Consider the following 21,146-nt stretch of genomic DNA (forward strand, 5'->3'; position numbering starts at 1 on the left):
CCCCTGTACGGTGAAACGCGTCCCTCCCAACATCAAAAATCTGCGGCTAAAATCAAATTGGATCACACGGCGCTCATCGCGAGGATGCGGGAAATCATTTTCTCCGAACGCCCAACGCCGAATCACCGGTCGGTCTTTTCGGGAATCAACTTGATGGCGCGCAAGTCCATTACCGCGAGGCCGGGCTTGGTGAGCGGCTTGACGGAAACGGTGTAATTGCCGGGCTTGTCCAGTTTCACTGTGCCGATCTTGCGATTTACGAAATTGGTGAAGGCGCCGGTGTCGGGAACTCTATCGGTGAGTGTCCGGTTGCCGATGGTCACAGTGTAATCGCTGCCGCCACTGCCCTTGCCGCACGCTTGCGTGAGTTCGAGCGTGAACTTGCCTAAGGTGTGCAACTTGAAATCCCAACTCACCCAATCCTCCTTCTTCGTCCAATAGCCGATGGTGTTTTTGTGCGGTTGCGGTTCGTAGCGGATGGTCGTGCCATGCGTGGTCGCGTCTTTGGCCAGCAGTGTGACTGAGCCGTCGCGGTCCTGGTCGATGATCTTGGTTGGCTCCTTTGTCGTGTCGGAAGACTTCCTCTCCTCGCCAACGGCATTAGCCGCGCACAGCAACAGAGCGAGAGCAACAGTTCCGCCGTGAAAGCATCTGGTCGTTTTCATGAGGAGGAGAATGGTGAATATTTGCGGTCGATCTACAAGCTGGAACTACTTGAGCATCGCCTCAGCGTGTTTGCGAGCGGCGTCGGTGCCACCGCCCAGCATCCGCGCCAGTTCAATCACGCGCTCTTTTTTGTCGAGGAGGGTGATTTCCGTAATGGTGCGACCGGCCTTGATTTGTTTGGTCACAACATAATGGGCCGCGGCGTTGGCAGCGACGGGCGCCAGATGGGTGATGCATATCACCTGATGTTGCCGGGCGATTTGCAGCATTTTGTCGCCGACGGCGTTGGCGGTCTCGCCGCCGATGTTGGCATCCACTTCATCGAACACCAACACAGGAATCTCGTCCTCCACAGCGAGCACGGTTTTAAGCGCCAACATCACGCGGGCCATCTCACCGGAGGAGGCAATGGCCCGCAACGGACGCGCTGGTTCGCCGACATTCGGCGCGAACTGAAACTCAACCGTGTCGGAGCCAGAAGCAGTGGGTTGCTCCGCGCTGGAAATCGCCACATCAAAATGACTTTGCTGAAAACCAAGATCGGCAAGTTGCTTGCCAACAACCTTGCTGAGTTGCGGGATGGTCTTCCGGCGTTGAGCCGAAAGCGTCTGACCCGCGCGCAAGATTTCGCCGTCCAGTTGTTGCAGCGCGGAGTTGATCCGCGTCAGTTCCACGTCGCGTTGTTCGAGTTGCTGCAGTTTTTGTCGGGCTTCTTCGCCGAAGGCGATGACTGCATCAAGCGACACGCCGTATTTGCGCTTCAGTGAATGGATGAGATTCAACCGCTCCTCGAGTTGCTGAAGTCGCGCGGGATCGATCTCCAACTTCTCCGCATTGCGCGAGAGCTCGCTCTGGACATCGCGCAGCGCGTTGACCGCTTGCTCGTGTTGCGACAGCAGGCTGTCGGTGGCAGGATCAACGCGGTGAAGTTCCTGCATGGTTTTTCCAAGAACACCAGCCAGCGCGAGCAGCGAATTTTCATTTTCGCTCAACAGCCCGAGCGCTGTTTGACTAAGCTGAAGGAGCTTTGCGGAATTGCTCGCCCGTTGGTAATCCTGCTCCACTTGTGTCTCTTCGTCCGGCTGAAGCCGCGCCGCAGTAATTTCGTTGACCTGAAAGCGCAGGAGGTCGAGTTGTTGCGCGTAAGTTTTCTCGTCCACGATGAGCAAAGATTTCTCGGCTTCCAACCCCGTTCGGCTTCGAACCAATTCACCGAACGCCTCGCGTTGGCTGAGCAGATTGCCAAACGCGTCGAGGATGGCCAGTTGTGTCGAAGCATGTAGCAATGATTGATGATCGTGCGGCCCATGGATATCGACCAGCCATTCACCCAGCGCAGCCAGAACATTGAGTGTGGTCGGCGAGCCGTTGATAAACTGGCGATTGGTGCCGTTGATCGTGAATGTTCGTTTGAGGACGAGCTGGTTCTCTTCACACGGTTCGAGACCGTTCTTCTCCAGGAACGATTTGAGCGGAGCGCGCAATCGCGAGACATCGAAAATCGCCTCTACCGAACAAGCCTCACAATCGCTCCTGATCAGCGTGCGGTCGGCGCGTTCGCCGAGCACGAGGTTCAAGGCGCCGATGACGATGGATTTTCCGGCCCCCGTCTCGCCGGTGATGACGTTGTAGCCCGGCAGCAGTTCCAGAGTTAAATCCGCCACCAGAGCGAGATTTTTGATGCGCAGCGTCGTCAACATTTCAGAATTTGTTCGCGCTGAATCTGGCGGTTGTGCTAACTTTCGGCAAAAGAAATTTTATTCATGGCTTTCTCGTTCATTTTTCTCGGTTCAGGAACTTCCCAGGGCGTGCCGGTCATCGGCAAAGAATATCCGCCGGAGTTTCTGGCCAATCCGAAGAATCATCGAACCCGGCCCTCGATTTACGTAGCCACAGAACAAATCAAACTGGTGGTGGATACGACGCCCGAATTTCGGATTCAGATGCTGCGCGAGAACATTCGCTGGGTGGACGCGGTGATTTTCACGCACTCGCACGCCGATCACATCATGGGTCTGGATGATTGCCGGCGCTTCTGCGACTTGCGCGACAGCAAACCGCTGCCGGTTTATGCCAGCGAAGGAACGATGAAGGATTTGAAGCGCGTCTTTGCCTACGCGTTCAACGGCGGTCCGATCCCACGCGGATATTTTCATCCCGATCCGCGCGTGATAAGTGGGCCGTTTGAGATCGGCGATGTACGCGTCACTCCCCTGCCCTTGCCACACGGTTCGATGGGAACGAACGGTTATCTGTTTGCGCAGGGTGAAAAGAAACGACTGGCCTATCTGAGCGATTGCAAGGAAGTCCCGCTTGAAATTGTGAGACTGATCGAGGGTGCGGAGGTCGTGGTGCTGGACGCGTTGCGCCGAACGCCGCATCCCACGCACATGTGTCTCGATGAAGCGCTGACGGCCGCCCGGCGTATCGGCGCGGAGCGCACGTACTTTACGCACCTGACTCACGATTACGATCACGACGTGAGCCAGGCGGAACTTCCCCCCGGCGTCAAACTGGCTTACGATGGATTGAGAATTAGTTGTGATGGATCAGGAACGTGTTGCGTGAAACGTGGTGCGTGATGCGTGATGGATGCAACACAGAAAAAGAAATACGCACCAGTCCTCACCCACTTGTGAATTAAAAAAATGATGTTGAGCAAATTCTTGGTGAGCGTTTTCAGTTTGATCGCAACTGTCACGCTCCTTCACGGCGCGAATAGGGGCGATGAAGTGGTGGTGGTTTACAACACCCGCCTCCCGGAATCGAAGAGCGTGGCTGAACATTACGCGGAGCGGCGACAGGTGCCGGCCAACCAGGTTTTCGGGTTTAATCTGCCGGTCACCGAAATCATGACGCGGGCGGAATTTCGCGACCAGTTGCAACTACCACTGGTGAAAGCGCTCGAGAAGGAAAAGCTGTTTCGCTTTGGCCCGCTATCCATCCCCTCAACGAACGGACAACCAAGTCGCGTCATCGAAGCCACGCTCGAAGCCAAGGTTCGTTATGCGGTGCTTTGTTACGGGGTGCCCTCCAACATCCTGCCCGACGCGGCGGTGGTGGAGGAAGGCGCGGAGAAACTGAAGTCTGAATTGCGGCGTAATGAGGCCGCTGTGGACAGTGAATTGGCCTGGCTGCCACGCATCGAGCAAAAGCTGCCGCTGACCGGGCCTCTGCCAAACTGGGTTTATACCGTCACGAACACGGCCCCACTTCATCCCACCAATGGTATTTTGATGGTAACGCGTTTGGACGGGCCGACCGCCGAAGTCGCGCGCGGGCTGGTGGACAAAGCCATTCAAGCAGAAACAGATGGACTGTGGGGGCGGGCTTACTTTGATTTACGCGGAATTACCAACGCCGATTACAAGCTGGGTGACGACTGGATTCGCGGAGCGTCGGAGATTTGCCGCCGGTTTGGATTTGAGACGGTGGTGGATGAGAATCCCGGCACGTTCCCCGTCAGTTTCCCGCTGAGCCAGGTGGCGTTTTATGCCGGTTGGTACGATGAAAATGTTTCCGGCCCCTTCACGCGACCAGTGGTCGAATTCATGCCTGGCGCAATTGCTTACCATTTGCATTCGTTCAGCGCAGGCACGATTCGCTCCACGACCCGCAACTGGGTCGGCCCCTTGCTCGCCAAGGGCGTCACGGCCACCATGGGCTGCGTCAACGAACCGTATCTGAGCGGCACCCCCGACGTCGCCGCGTTCTTCGCGCGCTTTATTTATTTCGGTTTCACGTTCGGTGAGGCGGCTTACGCGGCGCAGGGACAGCTCTCCTGGCAAACCACCGTCATTGGCGACCCGCTTTACAAACCTTTCGGAAAAGATCCGCTCAAACAACATGAAGAGCTGGCCCGCCGGCACAGCAAATTGATCGAGTGGTCGAACCTGCGCGTGGTGGATTTGAGTCTGGCCAAAGGGACACTTTTGGCGGCGGTGGTTGGATACTTGAACGAAATCGACACCACGAAAAAGAGCGCCGTGCTGATGGAAAAGTTGGGAGAGCTCTACGCCTTGCAAGGCAAACCGTCTTCAGCGGTTGACGCGCTCCAGAAGGCGCTGAAACTCGAACCCAGCCCACAGCAGCGCATCCGGCTCCGGCTTGAACTCGGCGACAAGCTGGCCGCGCTCAGCCGTGACGAAGAGGCCTACCAGAATTACCAGAAGTTTCTCGAAGAATCGCCGGACTATCCCGATAAAGCTTCCCTCTACCGTAAGCTCCTGCCGCTCGCGCAAAAGCTCGGCAAAAAGGACGACGCGGAAAAATATCAACGCCAGCTCAACTGACCGGCGGCGGAAGTGGGCGCGTTAGGCTCCCATCCCTTCCTCGAACGAACCGCTGGCCGTTGGAAAACAAAGATTATCGCGCACGTATTGGATTCCATTGGCGCTGGTCGCATCGAGATCGCGATACGCGCTTTCGGCTTCGACAATTAACGGTGCCGTTTTTGTTCCCATGATTTTGCAGTAGCGTTGCGGGTAGCCGCTGCGAATCAACAGCTCCACATAACGCACCATGTTCAAATCGCCCGACGGGATATCCACGAACTGCATCGCGCGACCCTGCCAGTTCGTCTCCATCTTGCGCAACGGCACGTTCGGACGGATGACGAAATTCTTCACGTGGCAGCCGTAAATGCGGTCGGCGGTCTTCTCAAACCGCACCTGCCAGCTTTCACCTTCCCAACAGTGCGAAGGGTCGGCGTTGACGGTCAGCACCTTGTCGCCGTCACAAATCTCGACGAGCATGTTGAAATCATCCGCGCACATTGCCGCGGTGCCGGGATGAATTTCATGCGCGAGATAGATGCCCATTTTTTTCGCGCGTTGACGGAGCTTCGCCGTCTTCTTGACAAACCGTTCCTGGCCTTCCTTAATGAGATCATAATCCCCGGCCTGCCAGAAACCCCACGGATAACCCGACGCCAGTTCCCAGCCCAACGCCACGCCCCAGAACATCGGCAGAATCTTCACCCCGAGTTCCACCGACAGGTCCATTAACTCCAGCAAGTAATCCTCCGCCCATTTCTCGATGGCCGCGGGCGACTTTTTCGCGACGTCGGCCGGAGTGAAAGGCCGGATCGTAGGGCTGCCCGTCCACGCCGTGGTGTGAACCCAAAACGGACAATGACACGAAATACCGTCCAAGGTCATGCCACGCCGATCAAACAGTTCGCGGATCTCCTTTGCGCTCTTAAATCCCTTGCCGTCCTGAAGCATGTAGTTGGACGGTTGCGCGCCCGTGGCGCCGGAGCGCTTGGCGTAATCCAGAAAATCGGCGAGACTTTTCGCGCCGTGTTGACCGCCTTCGATGCTGGGATGAAAACATTTGTTGGCCATAGATATTGATATTGGTGTTAAAGATTCGGGGAAGAAATACCGATGTCATTGACGGATTGCAACCTGAATTCCATCATCATGCAAACGGCGGACCGTGGCCAACAATTGATTGGACGTTGGTGACCGGCGACGAAACACTCGGCGCGAACTATGGCGACTTTTTACGACACGCACGCCCACCTCGATTATCCGGACTTTGCCGCCGACCTTCCGCAGGTCATCGAACGGGCACGGGCTGCCGGCATCACCAAAATCATTTCCATTGGCACCGATCTGGAAAGCAGCGCGCGGGCGATCAAACTCAGCGAACAGTATGCCGGTGTCTTTGCCGCGGTCGGCTGGCATCCGGGAAACGCTGCCGAAGCCCCCGAAGATTTGCGGCCCGCGTTGCGTGAACTGGCGCGGCATCCGAAAGTGGTGGCGATCGGCGAAACGGGATTGGATTACCACCATCTTCCGAGCGAGAAACCGGAATGCACCGCAGCCGATGATGAGCGCTACAAACAAAAGCAGGCCGCCATTTTCCACCAACAACTCGAAGTCGCTGCCGATTTCGGCTTGAACTGTGTCATTCATCAGCGTGATTGTTTGGAGGAGACGCTTGCGCAATTGCAACCGTTCGCCGACCGCGTGCGCGGCGTGTTCCATTGCTTTGTTGACAACCCCGAGGCCATGCAGCGAATCATCCCCATGCGTTCGCTGGTCAGTTTCACGGGCATCGTGACTTTCAAGAATGCGCAATCGGTCCGCGACACCGTAGTCGCAATGCCGCTCGATCAATTGATGTTGGAAACCGACTGCCCCTACCTTGCCCCCGTCCCGCATCGCGGCAAACGCTGCGAACCTGCCTACGTGAAGGACATCGCCGCAACAATGGCCCAGGTAAAAGGATGTTCTCTCGACGAACTCAGCGCAACCACCTGCGCCACCGCCGAAACGTTTTTTCCCAAGCTTCACGACCACTGATGGCGTCAAACCCTCGCGAAGCGTTTGGAGCGCGACCGATTTGTCGGCGCTTTTATTAACCAGTCCGGTTTCCTTGTCAGGAAACGATGCACGACGACGCCTCCCAACCGCCACGCAACCAGAAACTTTGTTGACATATAGACAATCTACTCCTAAACGTTAGGGCATGGCCACCTCCTCCCTCGCTGCCGAGCCGCGTTACGAGGCGCTGTTGCAACTGTTGCGCACGGCCGACACACTGTGGAATGCCAGCCGGGTTTTCTTTGCGCGCTGGAATCTCAGCCCCAGCCAGTTCAATGTGTTGAACCTCCTGGCCAGTCACCCCAAAGGTCTTTCCCAGATCGAACTGGGCCGTTTGCTCGTCATGCACCGTTCCAACGTGACCGGACTTATCGACCGGTTGGAAACGCGGGGTTTGGCGCAACGTCGCGATCACTTGACCGATCGACGGGCTTTCGTCGTCGTGTTGACGCCCGTGGGAAAGAGACTGATTTGCCAGATCGAACCTCATTACCGGAGAGCAGCGGCTGGAGTCTGGGGCGGCGTCCCGGTCAAGCGCGTCAATCAATTGCTGTCGGAGCTGGTCACCGTCAGCGCCAACGCCGAACGCATTGCTGGAGAAATCGCCCCCAAATTTTCATGAACGACACCACCATGACCGCGCGCAAACCGGTGCTTTCCTGGAAACAGGCGCTGGGATGGTCGGCGTTGGCCATCGCTGCATTTCATGTCGCTTACGGCTTCGCCCGATGCAGTTTGCTGATTCTGATTTATCTCTATTGTCTTTGCGCGTTGACGCGGCTCGCCAGCGACCGACGCGCTTTTTATTTCGGACTGGTGATCGGGATGCTGGTTTATGGACCGCAACTCTATTTCTTCTACACCATCTTTGGAGCGGCAGCAGCGGTGCTTTGGCTCGTGCTGGCATTCTGGTTGGGGCTTTTCATGCTGCTGGCGCGCCATTGCCGACAGCGACTTGGCCCAAGCGTGGCGGCTTTGCTGATCCCCTTCCTCTGGACGGGTCTGGAATACGTTCGCAGCGAACTTTACTATCTTCGTTTTTCCTGGCTGAACGTCGGCTATGTGTTTTGGGACAATCCAGCTCTGCCGTTCATCAAATATCTCGGTGTTTATGGCACTGGCTTTGTGCTCACGGCCATCATGGCGCGAGTGGCCCTGATCCGTAAAGGTCTGCTGGCAGTTTATGCCATGAGCATTTCCTTGCTGGCGACGTTGCTGATCCTCAATGCCCATTCGATTCCAAGCGAGCCGGCCGGTAACCGCGTTTCCGTCGCGGGCGTGCAAATGGAATTTCCTGCTCCACTGGAAGTGCCGCTCGCGCTCGACAAGCTGCTTCAGCAAAATCCGGACGCGCAATTGCTGGTCTTGAGCGAATACACATTTGACGGCCCTGTGCCAGAACGCGTCAAGAACTGGTGCGAGAAGAACAATCGACATCTCATTGTCGGCGGAAAAGCTCCGGCCTCGGAGCATCAGTATTACAACACGGCCTTTGTCATCGACCCCAACGGCGAAATCGTCTTCCAACAGGTCAAAAGCGTCCCGATTCAATTCTTCAAGGATGGTCTGCCCGCGAAGGAACAGAAAGTGTGGGAGTCGCCCTGGGGCAAGATTGGCATCTGCGTTTGTTATGATTTGAGCTACACGCGCGTCACCGACGAGCTGATTCGTCAAGGCGCACAAGCGTTGATCGTCCCGACCATGGACGTGGCCGAGTGGGGTGGACATCAACACCGGTTGCACACGCGGGTCGCTCCCGTGCGTTCGGCGGAGTATGGCGTGCCGGTTTTTCGCGTTTGCAGTTCCGGCATCTCGCAACTCACCGACGGCGACGGGCGCATCCTCGCAACTGCGCCGTTTCCCGGCGAAAACGAGACTATCGCAGGTCAACTTCGTTTGAGTGAAGGCAGCCACCGGCCAATCGACCGCTGGCTCGCACTGCCGGCGGTGTTGATCGCGGCCACTGTGCTGATTTGGTTTGCGGCGGCTGGCCTGCGTCGGCGTCCACCGATGTCACGTCGCCAATCCTGATTTAGCCCATGAGAACTTTCTTCCGCCTTCTTCTGCGTTTGCTGTTTCGATTCCGCGCCTACAACGAATCAGTCTTGAGCGCGCCGGGACCGGTGCTGCTCCTTCCCAACCACGTCTCGTGGCTCGATTGGCTTTTCCTGCTGGTCTGTCTCGATGATGACTGGCGTTTTGTGACCTCGAGTACACGGGCGCAAAGCAGTTGGTTGCATCGGCGGCTCATGATCAACCGTCACACGTTCCCCGTGGACACGAACTCGCCCTACGCGGTGAAGCATATCGCAGAATTCTTGCAGAAGGGCGGACGGCTGGTGTTGTTTGCCGAGGGGCGGCTTTCGCGCACGGGAACATTGATGAAACTGTTCGACGGCACCGGTTTCCTGCTTTTCAAAACTCGTGCAAAAGTGATCACCTGTTATCTGCGCGGCGCGCAACGCGTGCTCTGCTCCCCGCACGCCGGCTGGAAAAAATGTTTTCCCCGTGTCACCGCCCACTTCAGTGAAGTGCTCACGCCGCCGCACTTGGAACATCTCAGCGCTTTCCAAGTCCGCACTCAAACCACCAACTGGCTGCGCGACAAACTCGTGAACCAACAGTTCAACGTGGAAATGGAATTTGGCCCGCCAAACGTGCTGGCGGCCATCGCGGAGATGGCCAAGCAACGTCCGAAACAGATAGTTTTGGAAGACCTCACGCGCCAGAAACTCACCTACCGGCGGTTGCTGGTTGGCGCGGACGTTTTGTCGCAACAGTGGAAAACCCTGCTGTCTCCAGGCGACTCGCCCTGTGAAATAACCCCAGCGTCCACCACCGTCGATGCAGCTACGGCTACTCCACAGGGCGAGCGCGTCGGCGTTCTGCTTCCCAACGTCAACGCCATGCCCGTGGTCGTTCTCAGTCTATGGCGCTTTGGGAAAGTCCCAGCAATTCTGAATTACTCGACTGGCATGGCGACGATGCTGGCGTGCGTCCAATTGGCCGGGATCAAGCAAATCATTTCCTCCCGCGCATTTCTGGAACGGGCCAGACTAAACATCGAGCCGCTCATCAAAGCCGGCATCGAAATTATTTATCTGGAGGACGTGCGCGCTCAGGTTTCCGGCGCACAAAAGTTCTTCACCTTGTTCCGGCACATTTTAACCTCACATTCCGTACTCCGCCCTCCCCACTCCGGCGATGATCCTGCCGTCGTCATGTTCACGAGCGGGTCGGAAGGCGAGCCGAAGGGCGTGGAACTTTCCCATCGCAACCTGCTGGCCAACATCCGCCAGATGCTGGCTGTCGCCGACATGCAGGACACTGACCGCATGTTCAACGCGCTGCCGCTCTTTCACAGTTTCGGCCTTACGGTGGCCACGTTGCTTCCGTTGGTGCGCGGAATGTATGTGTTCATTTATCCGTCGCCGCTGCATTATCGCGTGGTCCCGACTGCTTTTTATGATACCAACTGCACCATCTTTCTGAGCACGAATACATTCCTGAACGGCTACGCGCGCAAAGCCCACCCGTATGATTTTCGGAGCGCGCGCTACGTTTTTGCCGGCGCGGAACAATTGCAGGAAGCCACCGCCACCACTTGGGCGCAACGCTTCGGCGTGCGCATCCTCGAAGGTTACGGCGCGACGGAATGTTCGCCCGGCATCAGCGTCAACACTCCACTCGCGCCCAAATACGGTTCCGTCGGACGTCTCATGCCGGGAATGGAATTCAAGCTCGAGCCCGTCGAAGGCGTGGAGGAGGGCGGACGGTTGTTTGTGCGTGGCCCGAACATCATGCGCGGTTACCTGAACGCCGAAGCCAACGCCCAATTCAAGGCCCTCGGCGGCTGGTATGACACTGGCGACATCGTGAGCGTGGATGCCGACGGTTACCTGCACATTCGCGGTCGCCTGAAACGTTTTGCTAAGGTCAGTGGCGAAATGGTGAGCCTGGCCGCCGTCGAGGACGCGCTGGCCGGCGCGTTTCCACAATTCGGCTTGCGCGGTCAGGTCGCCATCGTGGCGCGGCCGGACGAACACAAGGGCGAAGTGCTCATCGCTGTCACCAACGAACCAAAGTTGCAACTCGAAGACATCCGCGCGGCGATCAAAGCCAAAGGGCTGACGAATCTCTGCGTGCCACGTGAGGTGAAAGTAGTCCGCGAAATTCCAAAACTGGGAACGGGCAAGGTAGATCATCGCGAACTGGCGAAAATGATTTAGCTTGAGAGCGAACGGCATGAACAAAGACGTTGAACAACTCCAACTCCGCATTCACGGCGACGCCTCATTGCCGACGTTGGTGTATTTGCCGGGCACGCACGGCGACTGGACGCTGGTCACCAGTTTTCGATTGGCGATGGCGAAGCGCGTTCGCTTCGTGGAATTCACCTACCCGCGCACGGTGACCTGGTCACTCGACGATTACGCGGCGGCGGTTGAAGCCGAGTTGCTCGCCAACGGAATCCAGCGCGGCTGGTTGCTCGGTGAATCGTTCAGCTCAATCGTTGCCTGGGCAATGATCGGTAGAAATTCCGGCGGCGAGAATCGATTCCAAATCAAAGGATTGATTTTGACCAACGGTTTCGTGCGACATCCTCTGCCTTGGGGCGCGCGGTTGGCGAAGAGATTTTGCGCCGGTGTCTCACTGACCTGGCTGACTCGCTTCCTCTACCTCTACGCCAAGTACGCGCGATTCCGTCATCGCCATGCGCCCGAAACCATGGCCAGCATCAAGGAGTTCATCGCCCGCCGCACCGATCTGGACCGTTGCGCCGCCGCGCATCGGCTGGGCTTGATTGCCGAAAATGATTTGCGCGACGTTGCTCGCCGGACACATTTACCCGTGTATTACCTGGCGGGAATGGTCGATCCGATCGTGCCGTGGTATCACGCCCGGTGGTGGCTGCGACGAAATTGTCCGGGCTATCGCGGTGGCAAAACCGTCTGGCGCGCGGACCACAACGTTCTCGGCACCGCGCCAAAAACATCCGCCAACCAGGTTGTGAGTTGGCTGAACGAAACGCGCGAACCATCTCCAATAACGCAAACCTCAACGCCGGTCGCCGCAAGAAGCTGATTGTCGCCAGGAAGAAAGCCGCTATAATGTTAATTATGCAGTTGAACACGCCCCTCACCCCGGCCCTCTCCCCGTCCGACGGGGAGATGGTGAGGGGCGCGTCCAGTTGCATCGTTAAGGACAATGCCGCCCGACAAAGGACTTTATGACACGCCAGCAAATTCTTGATCTCTACTTCATGGACGCCCGTCACAAGCTCATCGATCTCGCGGCCTTCATGGACCGCGTTGAACGCGCCGAAGGAGACGACGATTTTCGCTTCAAAGCCTTTCGCGAAGCATTGAAAGAGCTTGGTCAGAACAATCATGAGAAAGCCAAGCAAGTCTTGCTGACGTTCAGTGATCCGACGACGAAACCGATAGCTGCAGCGGCGAGCAAAGGAGCGGTAGGCGCGTGGCCCGGAAGAGTTGAGAGGAATTTGAGTTGAGAGTTGAGAGAAAAAACAACCATTGGAGGAACAATGTTCAACTTTGAGAAGTTAGAGGTTTGGCAGAATGCAATTGATTTTGCGGATTTTGTTTATCGAGTCACGCGCGCGTTTCCCGACGACGAACGGTTTGGGTTGACCAATCAAATGCGGCGGGCCGCCGTCTCCATTTCGTCGAACATCGCGGAAGGAACGTCGCGACATTCGCGTGATGATTACTCCCGATTTTTGGAAATCGCGACGGGTTCAGTCTTCGAAGTCGTCTCGCAATCTTTCATAGCTCGCAAACAAAGTTATTTGTCTGAAGATGACCGTCAGCGTCTTTACACTGCGGCTGAGGAACAAAGCAAGATGTTGAGCGGCTTGCGCCGGTCGCTTGGCTTCGCGTAACTCTCAACTCTCAACTCAAACTACTCTCAACTCGTCATGCGCTACATCGAACCTCACGCCCACATGGTCAGCCGCGTTACGGATGATTACGTCCGCATGGTGACGGCGGGGTGCGCGGCGATTTGTGAACCGGCGTTCTGGGCGGGATTCGACCGCAGTTCAGTGGACGGTTTCTACGATTACTTCTGTCAGCTTACCGAGCATGAACCGAAGCGCGCTGCCAAATTCGGTCTGCCGCATTTCTGCTGGCTCTGCATCAACCCAAAGGAATCCGAAGACCTCAAGCTCGCTAACGATGTGATCGCCATCATTCCGAAATTTCTCGACCGACCCAACGTCCTGGGCATCGGCGAAATCGGCTTGAACAAAAACAGCCGGAACGAGATGAAGGTGTTGGAGAAGCATGTCGATCTCGCCGCCAAACACGACCAACTCATTCTCGTCCACACGCCGCACCTCGAAGATAAATTGAAAGGCACGCGGCTCATCGTGGATTTGATCAAGGGCGACAAGCGCATCAAGCCGGAGCGCGTTATCATCGATCACGTTGAGGAACACACGGTGAAGATGGTGCTCGATGCCGGGATGTGGGCAGGCATGACGCTTTATCCCGAATCAAAATGTTCCCCGGCGCGTGCCATCGACATGGTGGAGGTTTACGGTAACCAACGCATCTGGATGAACAGCGCCTGCGATTGGGGCGTGAGTGATCCGCTGGCCGTGCCCAAAACCGCGCTGGAAATGCGCAAGCGAGGCCACAGCTCTGAGGCTATCGATAAGTTGATTTATCAGAACCCGCTGAAGTTTCTCAGCCAGTGCGCGAAATTCAAGCTTCCGGCAGGAGGATGAACGACTAAAAGTAAAGCATCTGCCGTCAGGCGACATCTCCCTTACGTTTATTCTGCACCTCCTTTATCCGATCGTCCAAGCCTTGCTTCCATTCCAGTGCCAAGGCGAAGCCAATCAATCCGAAAAGCGGAACAGGCCACCCGTAGTAGATGGCTACCGCCAGGCCCACCGCCGCCAAAGGTTCAGTGTTTACCCTGCTATAAAATAAGAAGCCCAACACGGCAGCCGAGACGGGCAGCACCGCAGCAGCTAAGCACGTCCACATGAGGATCCTTGCGGCGAGTCGCTTCCGCAACAGTGTCTGTATTGGCTTTGTCGTCATGAGCGCAACCAATTGTTAGTCAGAACTCTGTCATTTGTGCCGGAAATATTTTGTTGCAAGAGAACGCTGCCCGGCTACGGACTACTCGGTTGGTATAATCTTGTTCGGGTCATATTCCAAATTCCGTGAGCCAGAGGGATTTGTCAAGGCTTCCACGTTACACGCATTTTTAGTTCAACGCCACGCCGCGGCGGATGTAGGTCGGCACGTCGAGGTCTTCGCCTTTGTGAATGGTCGGTTCACTCTTGTCAAAGCGGCCCTTGGAAATGATTTCCAACGACAACTGGCCCTGCCGCATCCGGGATGATTTCTTTCGCTGCCGTCCAAGAGTGGTCGCCTGTTGTTCCAGAAGTTGCTCCCGTTTTTCCGAGGTCAATTCCGGCGGCGGCGCCACGAAACGCGAAGCGGGCCGGCCAGTCAACGATGGAGAGAGAAACTGCGATTCCAAGCCCGGCCGGTTCTTTGAAGGGGCTGGGGTTCTTTCGTCGGCTTCGACATCATCGGTTGCGGCCGGCGACTTTTCCGGCAGACTTGGGCGCGTGGCAACGACCGTCACGGACAAACGGTCTTTGAACGCCGGGTCCACGGCGGCGCCCATGATGACTTGAGCGTTTTCACATTGCCGGTTGATCTGTTCCATGACGCGGTTGACTTCGGCCATCGTCAGGTCCGGCCCGCCCATCAGACTCACGAGCACCGCCTCGGCTTCGTTCAACATCTGGCCGCCTTCGAACATCGGATGCGCCAGCATTTTTTCCATCACCTCACGCGAGCGGTTGGCGCCCATCGCTTCAGCGGCGGCGAAGGAACTTTCCGTATGCCGTCCGCGCAGCACCGCGCAAAGGTCGGCGAAATGAATGTCGATGAGTCCGGTTCGGGTCAGCAGTTGCCAGATACCACGCACGCCGTCGGCCAGCAAATCATTGGTGATTTTGAAGGTGTCGATCAAACTGGTGTTCTCATCGATCAACTTGAAGACTTTTTGGTTGGGCAGACAAATCACGCCGTCCGCCGCGGCCTTGAGCTGCTCAAGTCCTTCCTGCGCCTGGCGCTGGCGCCGGACGCCTTCGCAGTCAAATGGCAACGTCACGAAACCGAGCACCAGCGCACCGGCTTCCTTGGCGACCTTCGCCGCGACGGGCGCGGCACCAGTTGCCGTTCCGCCTCCCAAACCTGCCACGATAAACACAACGTCGGTTTTTTCACACAGCGCTTTCAATTCCGGCAGATGTTCCTCCGCCGCAGCGCGGCCGAGGTCTGGGTCGCCGCCTGTGCCAAGTCCCCGCAGGAGTTTGGACTCAAGACGCAGTTTCTGGGTCGCCGACGAATTCTCCAACGACTCGGCGTCGGTGTTGAAGACGGCGAATGAGACCTCCGAGAAGCCGCTCTTGATCATCTGTTCGACCATGTTGCCGCCAGCGCCACCCACGCCGAACACTTTTATGGAAATGTTCTTCCTGGACTTGGCCTCCGGTATCGTTGTGGACGCCGGCACCTTGGTCAGCGCCTGGTTAGCTTTGCCCGCCGGGAGGTTCGGCGTTTTATCTTGTGAATTGGGTTTCATAGGCAGTCGCTTTTTCAATTGCTTGGTCAGCCGAGCCGGAAGATTTGACTGAGCGTGGTTTTGATTCCGTCAGTCAGGGAAGCGCGGCCCGACTTCTTTTGATGCTGAATAAATGAACCATACTTGACCAAGCCAATGGCCGTGGCGAACTCCGGCTGGTCGAGGGCCGACTTGAGGCCGCTGATGGAACTGGCCTTGCCGAGCGAGACGGGCAACTCGAAAACTTTTTCGCCAAGCTTTTCAATTTGCGGAATGCGCGACCCGCCGCCGCAGACGAAAATGCCGGAGCGCAAATAATCCAGCAGCCCCGCCTGCTCCAGGTCCTGCCCGATGAGTTGGAAGATTTCCTCCAGACGCAGCGACATGATCCGGCGCAAGTGCTCCAGGTTGATGGTTTTCAAAGTGAGGCCCAGTTCATTGGAAAGGGTGATGGTCTTGCCTTTGATGCTCTCGGCCTGTGGAGTAACGCCCGCGCCCAGTGCAGCGCGCCCCGAAACGCTTACTCCACAGGCCGAGTCGAGCAGGGCGGCACCGTGTTCGATCTTGAGTTGTTCCGCCCGCCCCAACGGCACTTTCAATCCGTAAGCAAGGTCGTTCGAGACGTGATCGCCGCCGATGGCCAGCACGCCGGTGTGTTTGATGGTGCCGTCGGCGTAAACCGCATAATCCGTCGTGCCACCGCCGATGTCGATCACCAGCGCGCCCAGTTCCTTTTGCTCCGGCGTGAGCAGCGCCAACGCGGACGCCAGGCCGTTGAAGACGATTGCCTCCACTTCGAGTTGCAGACTCTTGACCGTGCGAATTGGATTTTGCAGCCGATTGAAATTGCCGTGAACCACGTGGACGTCCACTTCCACCCGCGCGCCGAACATGCCGACCGGATTTTCAATGCCATCCTGGCCGTCCACGAGAAAATGCTGGCGGATGGCGTGTACGACATGGTTTTGCGCCGGCAGATTAATGGCCTTGGCGTTCTTGATGACATCTTGAACATCTTCCTCTGCAATCTCGCGGTCCGCCGAAACCACCGGATGAACCCCGCGATTGTTAAAGCCGCGAATGTGTCCGCCGGTGACGCCGAGGTACACGCTGCGAATCTCCACGTCGGCCATCTGCTCGGCTTCGACGATGGCGTTGCGCACGTCCTCTTCGGCGAGCGGGGCATCGGCGATCTCGCCTTTACGCACGCCGCGGGAGCGCGACTGTCCCAGGCCGATGAGATTCACCGCGCCGGCGGCGTTGATTTCACCCACCGCGGCGCATATTTTGGACGTGCCGATTTCCAGGCCGACAATAAGGGAGGCAGGTTCAAACATTTTTTTTCCTGTTGCGTTGAAGGTTGATCTTCTTGGGAATGACCGACGGCGCGGTGCCGGCCTGCATAAAACGAACGGGGATGTTGCTGGCGACTGAGAGATCGATGCTGGCGATGGCGACGCCGTTGGTCTGGCCCAGTTCATACACCGCGCGCCACCGGCGCAATTGGCGATCCAGTTCGTGCGTCGGGAACGTGACTTCGCTGCCCTGCCCCGTGGTGACCTGCAGAATCTCCGGCGCAGACAAATCGATCCGCCGCAAATCCACCAGTCCGGCCATCGGCGAACGCTCAAACTGGTCGATCAACTGCAACGCCGCGCGCGCCTGCGGGGATTCAATCCGCTTGCCGGGAAGCAATTCACCCGGCGCAATGCCCATGAGCGTGGGCAACAATTGGTCCGCTTGCGTGGTGGGTGCGGCCCGTTGCCGTCGCTCCAACGGCAGCATGACGTAACCTTCCACGTCGAGTTGAAGCACCGTCATTTCATATCCACCCTTTGCGCCGGGTCGCGGCACAAAAACCTGCGCCACCGGCTCGCGTTCCACGACGCGCAGTTTCAAGGTATGAGGCAACACGCGCTCCGCCGCCACCGATTGAATCAGGGAATTCAATTCCAAATCCCGTTTGACCCGCGCCAGATCCAACGCCACCAAGTTGTCGCCCAGCTTGACACCCGCCCACCGGCGTAATTGATCGCGCGCAATTACTCCGTCGGTTTGCACGTCGATTTCCCGGATGGCAAAGGCGTTGTTTTCGTACACCAGCCGGTCGAGCGCCCAATCACCCGTGCGCCAAAGCAGGTAAAGTCCGAAAACCGTGCCGAAGCAGACGCCCAATGCAATGGCGCTGAAACGCACGCGCGCGGCGCGGACCTGTCTGGAGCGCAGTTTAACGGAGAGTACATGTCCGCGACTCAACCGCCGATTTTTCGGTTTTCGTTTGAACCAACTCATTCTTGTTTTGTTTTGGATTTCTTTGCGGCACGTCGAAGCGCCAGATTGACCATGCTCTGGCATAACTTCGGATAAGTGATGCCCGCCGCCGCCGCCGCCTTCGGCAGGAGACTGGTCTCTGTCATGCCGGGCAGCGTGTTGACCTCCAACACCACCGGTTGGCCCTCGGAAGTGACCATCACGTCCACCCGCGCGTAATCACGACCGCCGATGACCTTGAACGCTTCAAGCCCCGCCGTTTGAATCCGCACGGTCGTCGCCTCATCAAACGGCGCGGGACAGAAATATTCCGTCGTGCCGACGGTGTATTTGTTGTGGTAATCGTAAACACCGGTCTTGGGACGGACTTCTACAATCGGCAACGCTTTGCCCGCCAGAATGCCGACGGTGGTTTCACGCCCGGAGATTTTTTCCTCCATCAAGACTTCGGAATCATGCCGCAACGCCTCCGCGAGCGCGCGCGCCCAATCCTCGACTCGCTCCACGAATTGCAAGCCAACGCTGGAACCCTGCCGCACCGGTTTGAGCACCACTGGTGGCTGCCAGCCCACGGGCCAGGGCGACTTCGGCGCATCAATCACGGTAAACCGCGCCGTTGGCACCCCAGCCGCGACGCAACGTTGCTTGGTCAAATTCTTGTCGAAGGCCAGCCGGCTGGCTTCGACACCGCAGCCGGTATAAGGCACGTTCAATTCCTCCAGCCGTTGCTGCACGGAGCCGTCCTCGCCGTAAGTGCCGTGCAACGCGAGGAAAACCACATCCGTGCCAGCCGGCAACGACCACGAACCGTTCTGCGGATCAAGTTCATGGACGGTGTGTCCGAGCGAGCGCAACGCCTTCGCTGCTTCGGCGCCGGAACGCAATGAGACTTCGCGTTCGGAACCCGGTCCGCCCAGCATGACTGTGATATTCAGTTTTGCGGCCATTGGTTCAAGACAGACAAACATCCAAACACCCAAGTACCCAAGCACCCAAATACCACAACAAGCGGTGACAATTGGAAGTTGGGTATTTGGGTCATTGGGTATTTTGGTATTTGATTCATTCCCCCACAATCTCCACCTCAGTCTCCAACTCAATTCCCCGCTCCGTTCTTGCCCGGTGACGGATGACGTCGATCAATTCCAAAACATCCTTCGCCGTGGCCGTGCCTTCATTGACAATGAAATTTCCGTGTTCGTCGGAAACCACGGCGCCGCCAACGCGAGTGCCCTTCAAGCCCAGTTCGTCAATCAGTTTGCCGGCAGGGATGGTGCCGGGGTTCTTGAAAATGCAACCGGCACTCGGCGCGCTCGGCTGCGTGTCCCAGCGTTTCTTGTTAAACGTATCCATCCGCTGCTTGACCACGTCGCGCGAGGCGGGATGGCCTTTGAGCACCGCACCCAGCGCAATGTGGTTCTTCAGCAAGGCGCAACTGCGGTACTCCACTTCCACTTCGCCGACGTCGCGATTATGCACCTCGCCGCTGTAATCCATGAAACGAATGGACTCCACAACATCAAACATCCACCCACCCATCGCGCCGGCGTTCATCCGCAACGCGCCGCCCACGCTGCCGGGAATGCCCTCCAGAAATTCCAGGCCGGTAAGGCCGTTCCGGCGGGCTTCCACCGCCACCAGTTTGAGTTTGGCGCCCGCGCCGCAATGCAGCCGGTAACCGGCGACCTCGATGCGATTGAAATGCGGATGCGCCAGGCAAATCACCACACCCCGGATGCCGCCGTCTTTGATCAACAGGTTGGAGCCGCGACCGAGCAGCATGAACGGCAAATGATGCTCCGCGCAAAACTTCAGCACTGCGGCCAGTTCCTCTTCGCCAGCCGGTTCAACATACAGATCCGCGGGGCCGCCGACGCGCAGCGTCGTACGTTTCGCCAACGGCTCGTCCAGTCGCAGCACAGTGTCGGGCGAAAGTTTCGCAGCCAGTGCTTCCTTCAGCGCAATCATGTCTTCCTGAAACTCACTTTCGTTTCGACTCACACACTCTGGAATGGGATTCGATTGGTTCACGTCAGGGCGGTCTGGCGGGGTGGAAGAGGGGAAATGGCAGGTGGCAGATGGGAAGGCCATTCGCCCAGCTCCAATTTGTGATTTCCGATCTGAGCAAGCATGCATTCGGCGATCTGTTCTGCGGCGCGCGGTGAATGCCAGCTTGCGAGGGCCGTCTGCATGCGCTCGCGGGCGGCGGCGTTCTCAACGAGTTCCAGAATCAACCGCAATAATTTCTCCGGCGTGGCCGCCCGTTGCTCCAGCAACCGCGCGGCGCCGGTCTCTTCAAACGCGCGGGCATTATAGAATTGATGGTTGTCCGCGGCGCCCGGCAAGGGAATCAGCACCGACGGCACACGCATCGCCGCCAGTTCCGCGAGTGACGACGCGCCCGCGCGGTTGATGGCCACGGTGGCCGCGCCCAGCGCCAGCTCCATCTCCGCGAGAAATGGGACAACCACGGCCTTCAATTCGTGAGTGGCGCAGGCATCAGTGACTCTTTGCGACTTCTTCGAACCCGTGAGATGGAGCAGTTGTAATTGCGGCGCGCGCTCCGCCAACCGGGGCAGCATTTGCAAAATGAGTTCGTTGATCGCGTTGGCGCCCTGGCTCCCGCCCATCACGAGCAACACCGGTCTTTGCGCATCCAGTCCCAAAGCGGCGCGGCAAGCCCCGGGATCGCGTGGGCGGAATTGCGGTCGCACCGGCGTGCCGGTGATCAACACTTTACGCGTCGGCAAGAGCGAAGCCGCGGCGGGAAAGCCGACAAACGCCTGATCGACCTTGCGCGCCAGCCAACGGTTTGCCTTGCCCGGAATGGTGTTGGATTCGTGCAAGTAAGTTGCCGCCTGGGATTTTTGTGCCGCCCAAATCGGCGGCGCACTCGTGAACCCGCCCATCGCCAGCACGGCTTGCGGCGGACGCGCGCGAAAAAGTTTTTGCGCCGCCCGATAGGATTGCCACGAACCTCGCACAAAGCCAATCCATCGACCGCGCGTCAGCCCCACCGCGGGCAAGGTGGCCACCGCCAGGTCAGTTGAGAGTGGAGAGTTGAGGGTTGAGAGCTGCCGGACGGCCAGTTGATCCACCTCTTTGGGAGAAACAAGGAGCGTGACGGCGCAGCCATGGTGGATGAGTTGGTGCGCCACCGCCAGACCCGGAAAGAGATGCCCGCCCGTGCCACCACACGCGATGGCCACTGCCGGAGGCCGGAGGCCGGAGGCCGGAAGGCGGCGGGATGGGAGTTCAGAG

20 protein-coding genes are annotated in these 21,146 nt (G+C 57.8%); 10 read left to right on the forward strand and 10 right to left on the reverse strand.

The window, feature by feature from the left end; all coding sequences use genetic code 11:
* Positions 1-122 precede the first annotated feature (122 nt).
* Together HY298_01840 and recN are read right to left on the reverse strand one after the other, a co-directional pair.
* Complete coding sequence (locus HY298_01840; GenBank protein MBI3849021.1) at positions 123-665, reverse strand: hypothetical protein; 543 nt, start codon at positions 663-665, stop codon at positions 123-125.
* A 45-nt stretch (positions 666-710) separates the two neighbouring features.
* Positions 711-2,366, reverse strand: a complete 1,656-nt coding sequence (gene recN, locus HY298_01845; GenBank protein ID MBI3849022.1) for a DNA repair protein RecN — start codon at positions 2,364-2,366, stop codon at positions 711-713.
* A gap of 63 nt (positions 2,367-2,429) precedes the next feature.
* Here recN and HY298_01850 point away from each other — a divergent pair, with 63 nt between their 5' ends.
* Entirely contained in the window at positions 2,430-3,248 is an 819-nt protein-coding gene (locus HY298_01850) for an MBL fold metallo-hydrolase (protein MBI3849023.1), read from the forward strand.
* Positions 3,249-3,314: 66 nt separating this feature from the next.
* Complete coding sequence (locus HY298_01855; GenBank protein MBI3849024.1) at positions 3,315-4,958, forward strand: TIGR03790 family protein; 1,644 nt, start codon at positions 3,315-3,317, stop codon at positions 4,956-4,958.
* Positions 4,959-4,979: 21 nt separating this feature from the next.
* Here HY298_01855 and HY298_01860 read toward each other — a convergent pair whose 3' ends face one another.
* Positions 4,980-6,011, reverse strand: a complete 1,032-nt coding sequence (locus HY298_01860) for a sugar phosphate isomerase/epimerase (GenBank protein ID MBI3849025.1) — start codon at positions 6,009-6,011, stop codon at positions 4,980-4,982.
* A 150-nt stretch (positions 6,012-6,161) separates the two neighbouring features.
* On the opposite strand from HY298_01860, the gene HY298_01865 reads away from it, so the two are divergent.
* The 8 genes from HY298_01865 (at position 6,162) to HY298_01900 (ending at position 13,749) form a co-directional block, all read left to right on the forward strand.
* Positions 6,162-6,977 (forward strand): TatD family hydrolase, encoded by an 816-nt coding sequence (locus HY298_01865; protein ID MBI3849026.1) that lies wholly within the window; start codon positions 6,162-6,164, stop codon positions 6,975-6,977.
* Positions 6,978-7,143: 166 nt separating this feature from the next.
* A complete protein-coding gene (locus HY298_01870; GenBank protein MBI3849027.1) occupies positions 7,144-7,620 on the forward strand; it encodes a MarR family transcriptional regulator in 477 nt (158 codons plus the stop codon).
* Entirely contained in the window at positions 7,617-9,029 is a 1,413-nt protein-coding gene (locus HY298_01875; GenBank protein MBI3849028.1) for a hypothetical protein, read from the forward strand. The genes HY298_01870 and HY298_01875 overlap by 4 nt, the downstream gene beginning before the upstream one ends.
* Positions 9,030-9,037: 8 nt before the next feature.
* A complete protein-coding gene (locus HY298_01880) occupies positions 9,038-11,227 on the forward strand; it encodes an AMP-binding protein (GenBank protein MBI3849029.1) in 2,190 nt (729 codons plus the stop codon).
* Between the two features lie 16 nt (positions 11,228-11,243).
* Entirely contained in the window at positions 11,244-12,083 is an 840-nt protein-coding gene (locus tag HY298_01885; protein ID MBI3849030.1) for an alpha/beta hydrolase, read from the forward strand.
* 145 nt (positions 12,084-12,228) lie between these two features.
* The gene (locus HY298_01890; protein MBI3849031.1) at positions 12,229-12,510 is read left to right on the forward strand and encodes a hypothetical protein; all 282 of its coding nucleotides are present in this window, start codon (positions 12,229-12,231) and stop codon (positions 12,508-12,510) included.
* A 33-nt stretch (positions 12,511-12,543) separates the two neighbouring features.
* A complete protein-coding gene (locus tag HY298_01895) occupies positions 12,544-12,900 on the forward strand; it encodes a four helix bundle protein (GenBank protein MBI3849032.1) in 357 nt (118 codons plus the stop codon).
* A gap of 36 nt (positions 12,901-12,936) precedes the next feature.
* Entirely contained in the window at positions 12,937-13,749 is an 813-nt protein-coding gene (locus tag HY298_01900; protein ID MBI3849033.1) for a TatD family hydrolase, read from the forward strand.
* Positions 13,750-13,774: 25 nt separating this feature from the next.
* On the opposite strand, the gene HY298_01905 is transcribed toward HY298_01900, so the two are convergent.
* From HY298_01905 to murG, 7 genes are all read right to left on the reverse strand, one after another.
* Positions 13,775-14,071: a hypothetical protein gene (locus tag HY298_01905; protein MBI3849034.1), complete on the reverse strand. Its 297-nt coding sequence runs from the start codon at positions 14,069-14,071 to the stop codon at positions 13,775-13,777.
* 169 nt (positions 14,072-14,240) lie between these two features.
* Positions 14,241-15,635: a cell division protein FtsZ gene (gene ftsZ / locus HY298_01910; GenBank protein MBI3849035.1), complete on the reverse strand. Its 1,395-nt coding sequence runs from the start codon at positions 15,633-15,635 to the stop codon at positions 14,241-14,243.
* A 26-nt stretch (positions 15,636-15,661) separates the two neighbouring features.
* Positions 15,662-16,951, reverse strand: coding sequence for a cell division protein FtsA (ftsA, locus tag HY298_01915; protein MBI3849036.1), 1,290 nt, complete (start codon positions 16,949-16,951; stop codon positions 15,662-15,664).
* A complete protein-coding gene (locus tag HY298_01920) occupies positions 16,944-17,906 on the reverse strand; it encodes an FtsQ-type POTRA domain-containing protein (protein MBI3849037.1) in 963 nt (320 codons plus the stop codon). The genes ftsA and HY298_01920 overlap by 8 nt, the downstream gene beginning before the upstream one ends.
* A complete protein-coding gene (locus tag HY298_01925) occupies positions 17,903-18,832 on the reverse strand; it encodes a D-alanine--D-alanine ligase (protein MBI3849038.1) in 930 nt (309 codons plus the stop codon). Before HY298_01925 ends, HY298_01920 begins: the two co-directional genes overlap by 4 nt.
* Positions 18,833-18,947: 115 nt before the next feature.
* A complete protein-coding gene (gene murB, locus HY298_01930; GenBank protein MBI3849039.1) occupies positions 18,948-19,886 on the reverse strand; it encodes a UDP-N-acetylmuramate dehydrogenase in 939 nt (312 codons plus the stop codon).
* A gap of 26 nt (positions 19,887-19,912) precedes the next feature.
* The gene (gene murG / locus HY298_01935; GenBank protein ID MBI3849040.1) at positions 19,913-21,094 is read right to left on the reverse strand and encodes an undecaprenyldiphospho-muramoylpentapeptide beta-N-acetylglucosaminyltransferase; all 1,182 of its coding nucleotides are present in this window, start codon (positions 21,092-21,094) and stop codon (positions 19,913-19,915) included.
* Between the last annotated feature and the right edge of the window lie 52 nt (positions 21,095-21,146).

The organism is Verrucomicrobiota bacterium (genome assembly GCA_016200005.1).
GTDB lineage: Bacteria > Verrucomicrobiota > Verrucomicrobiia > Limisphaerales > PALSA-1396 > PALSA-1396.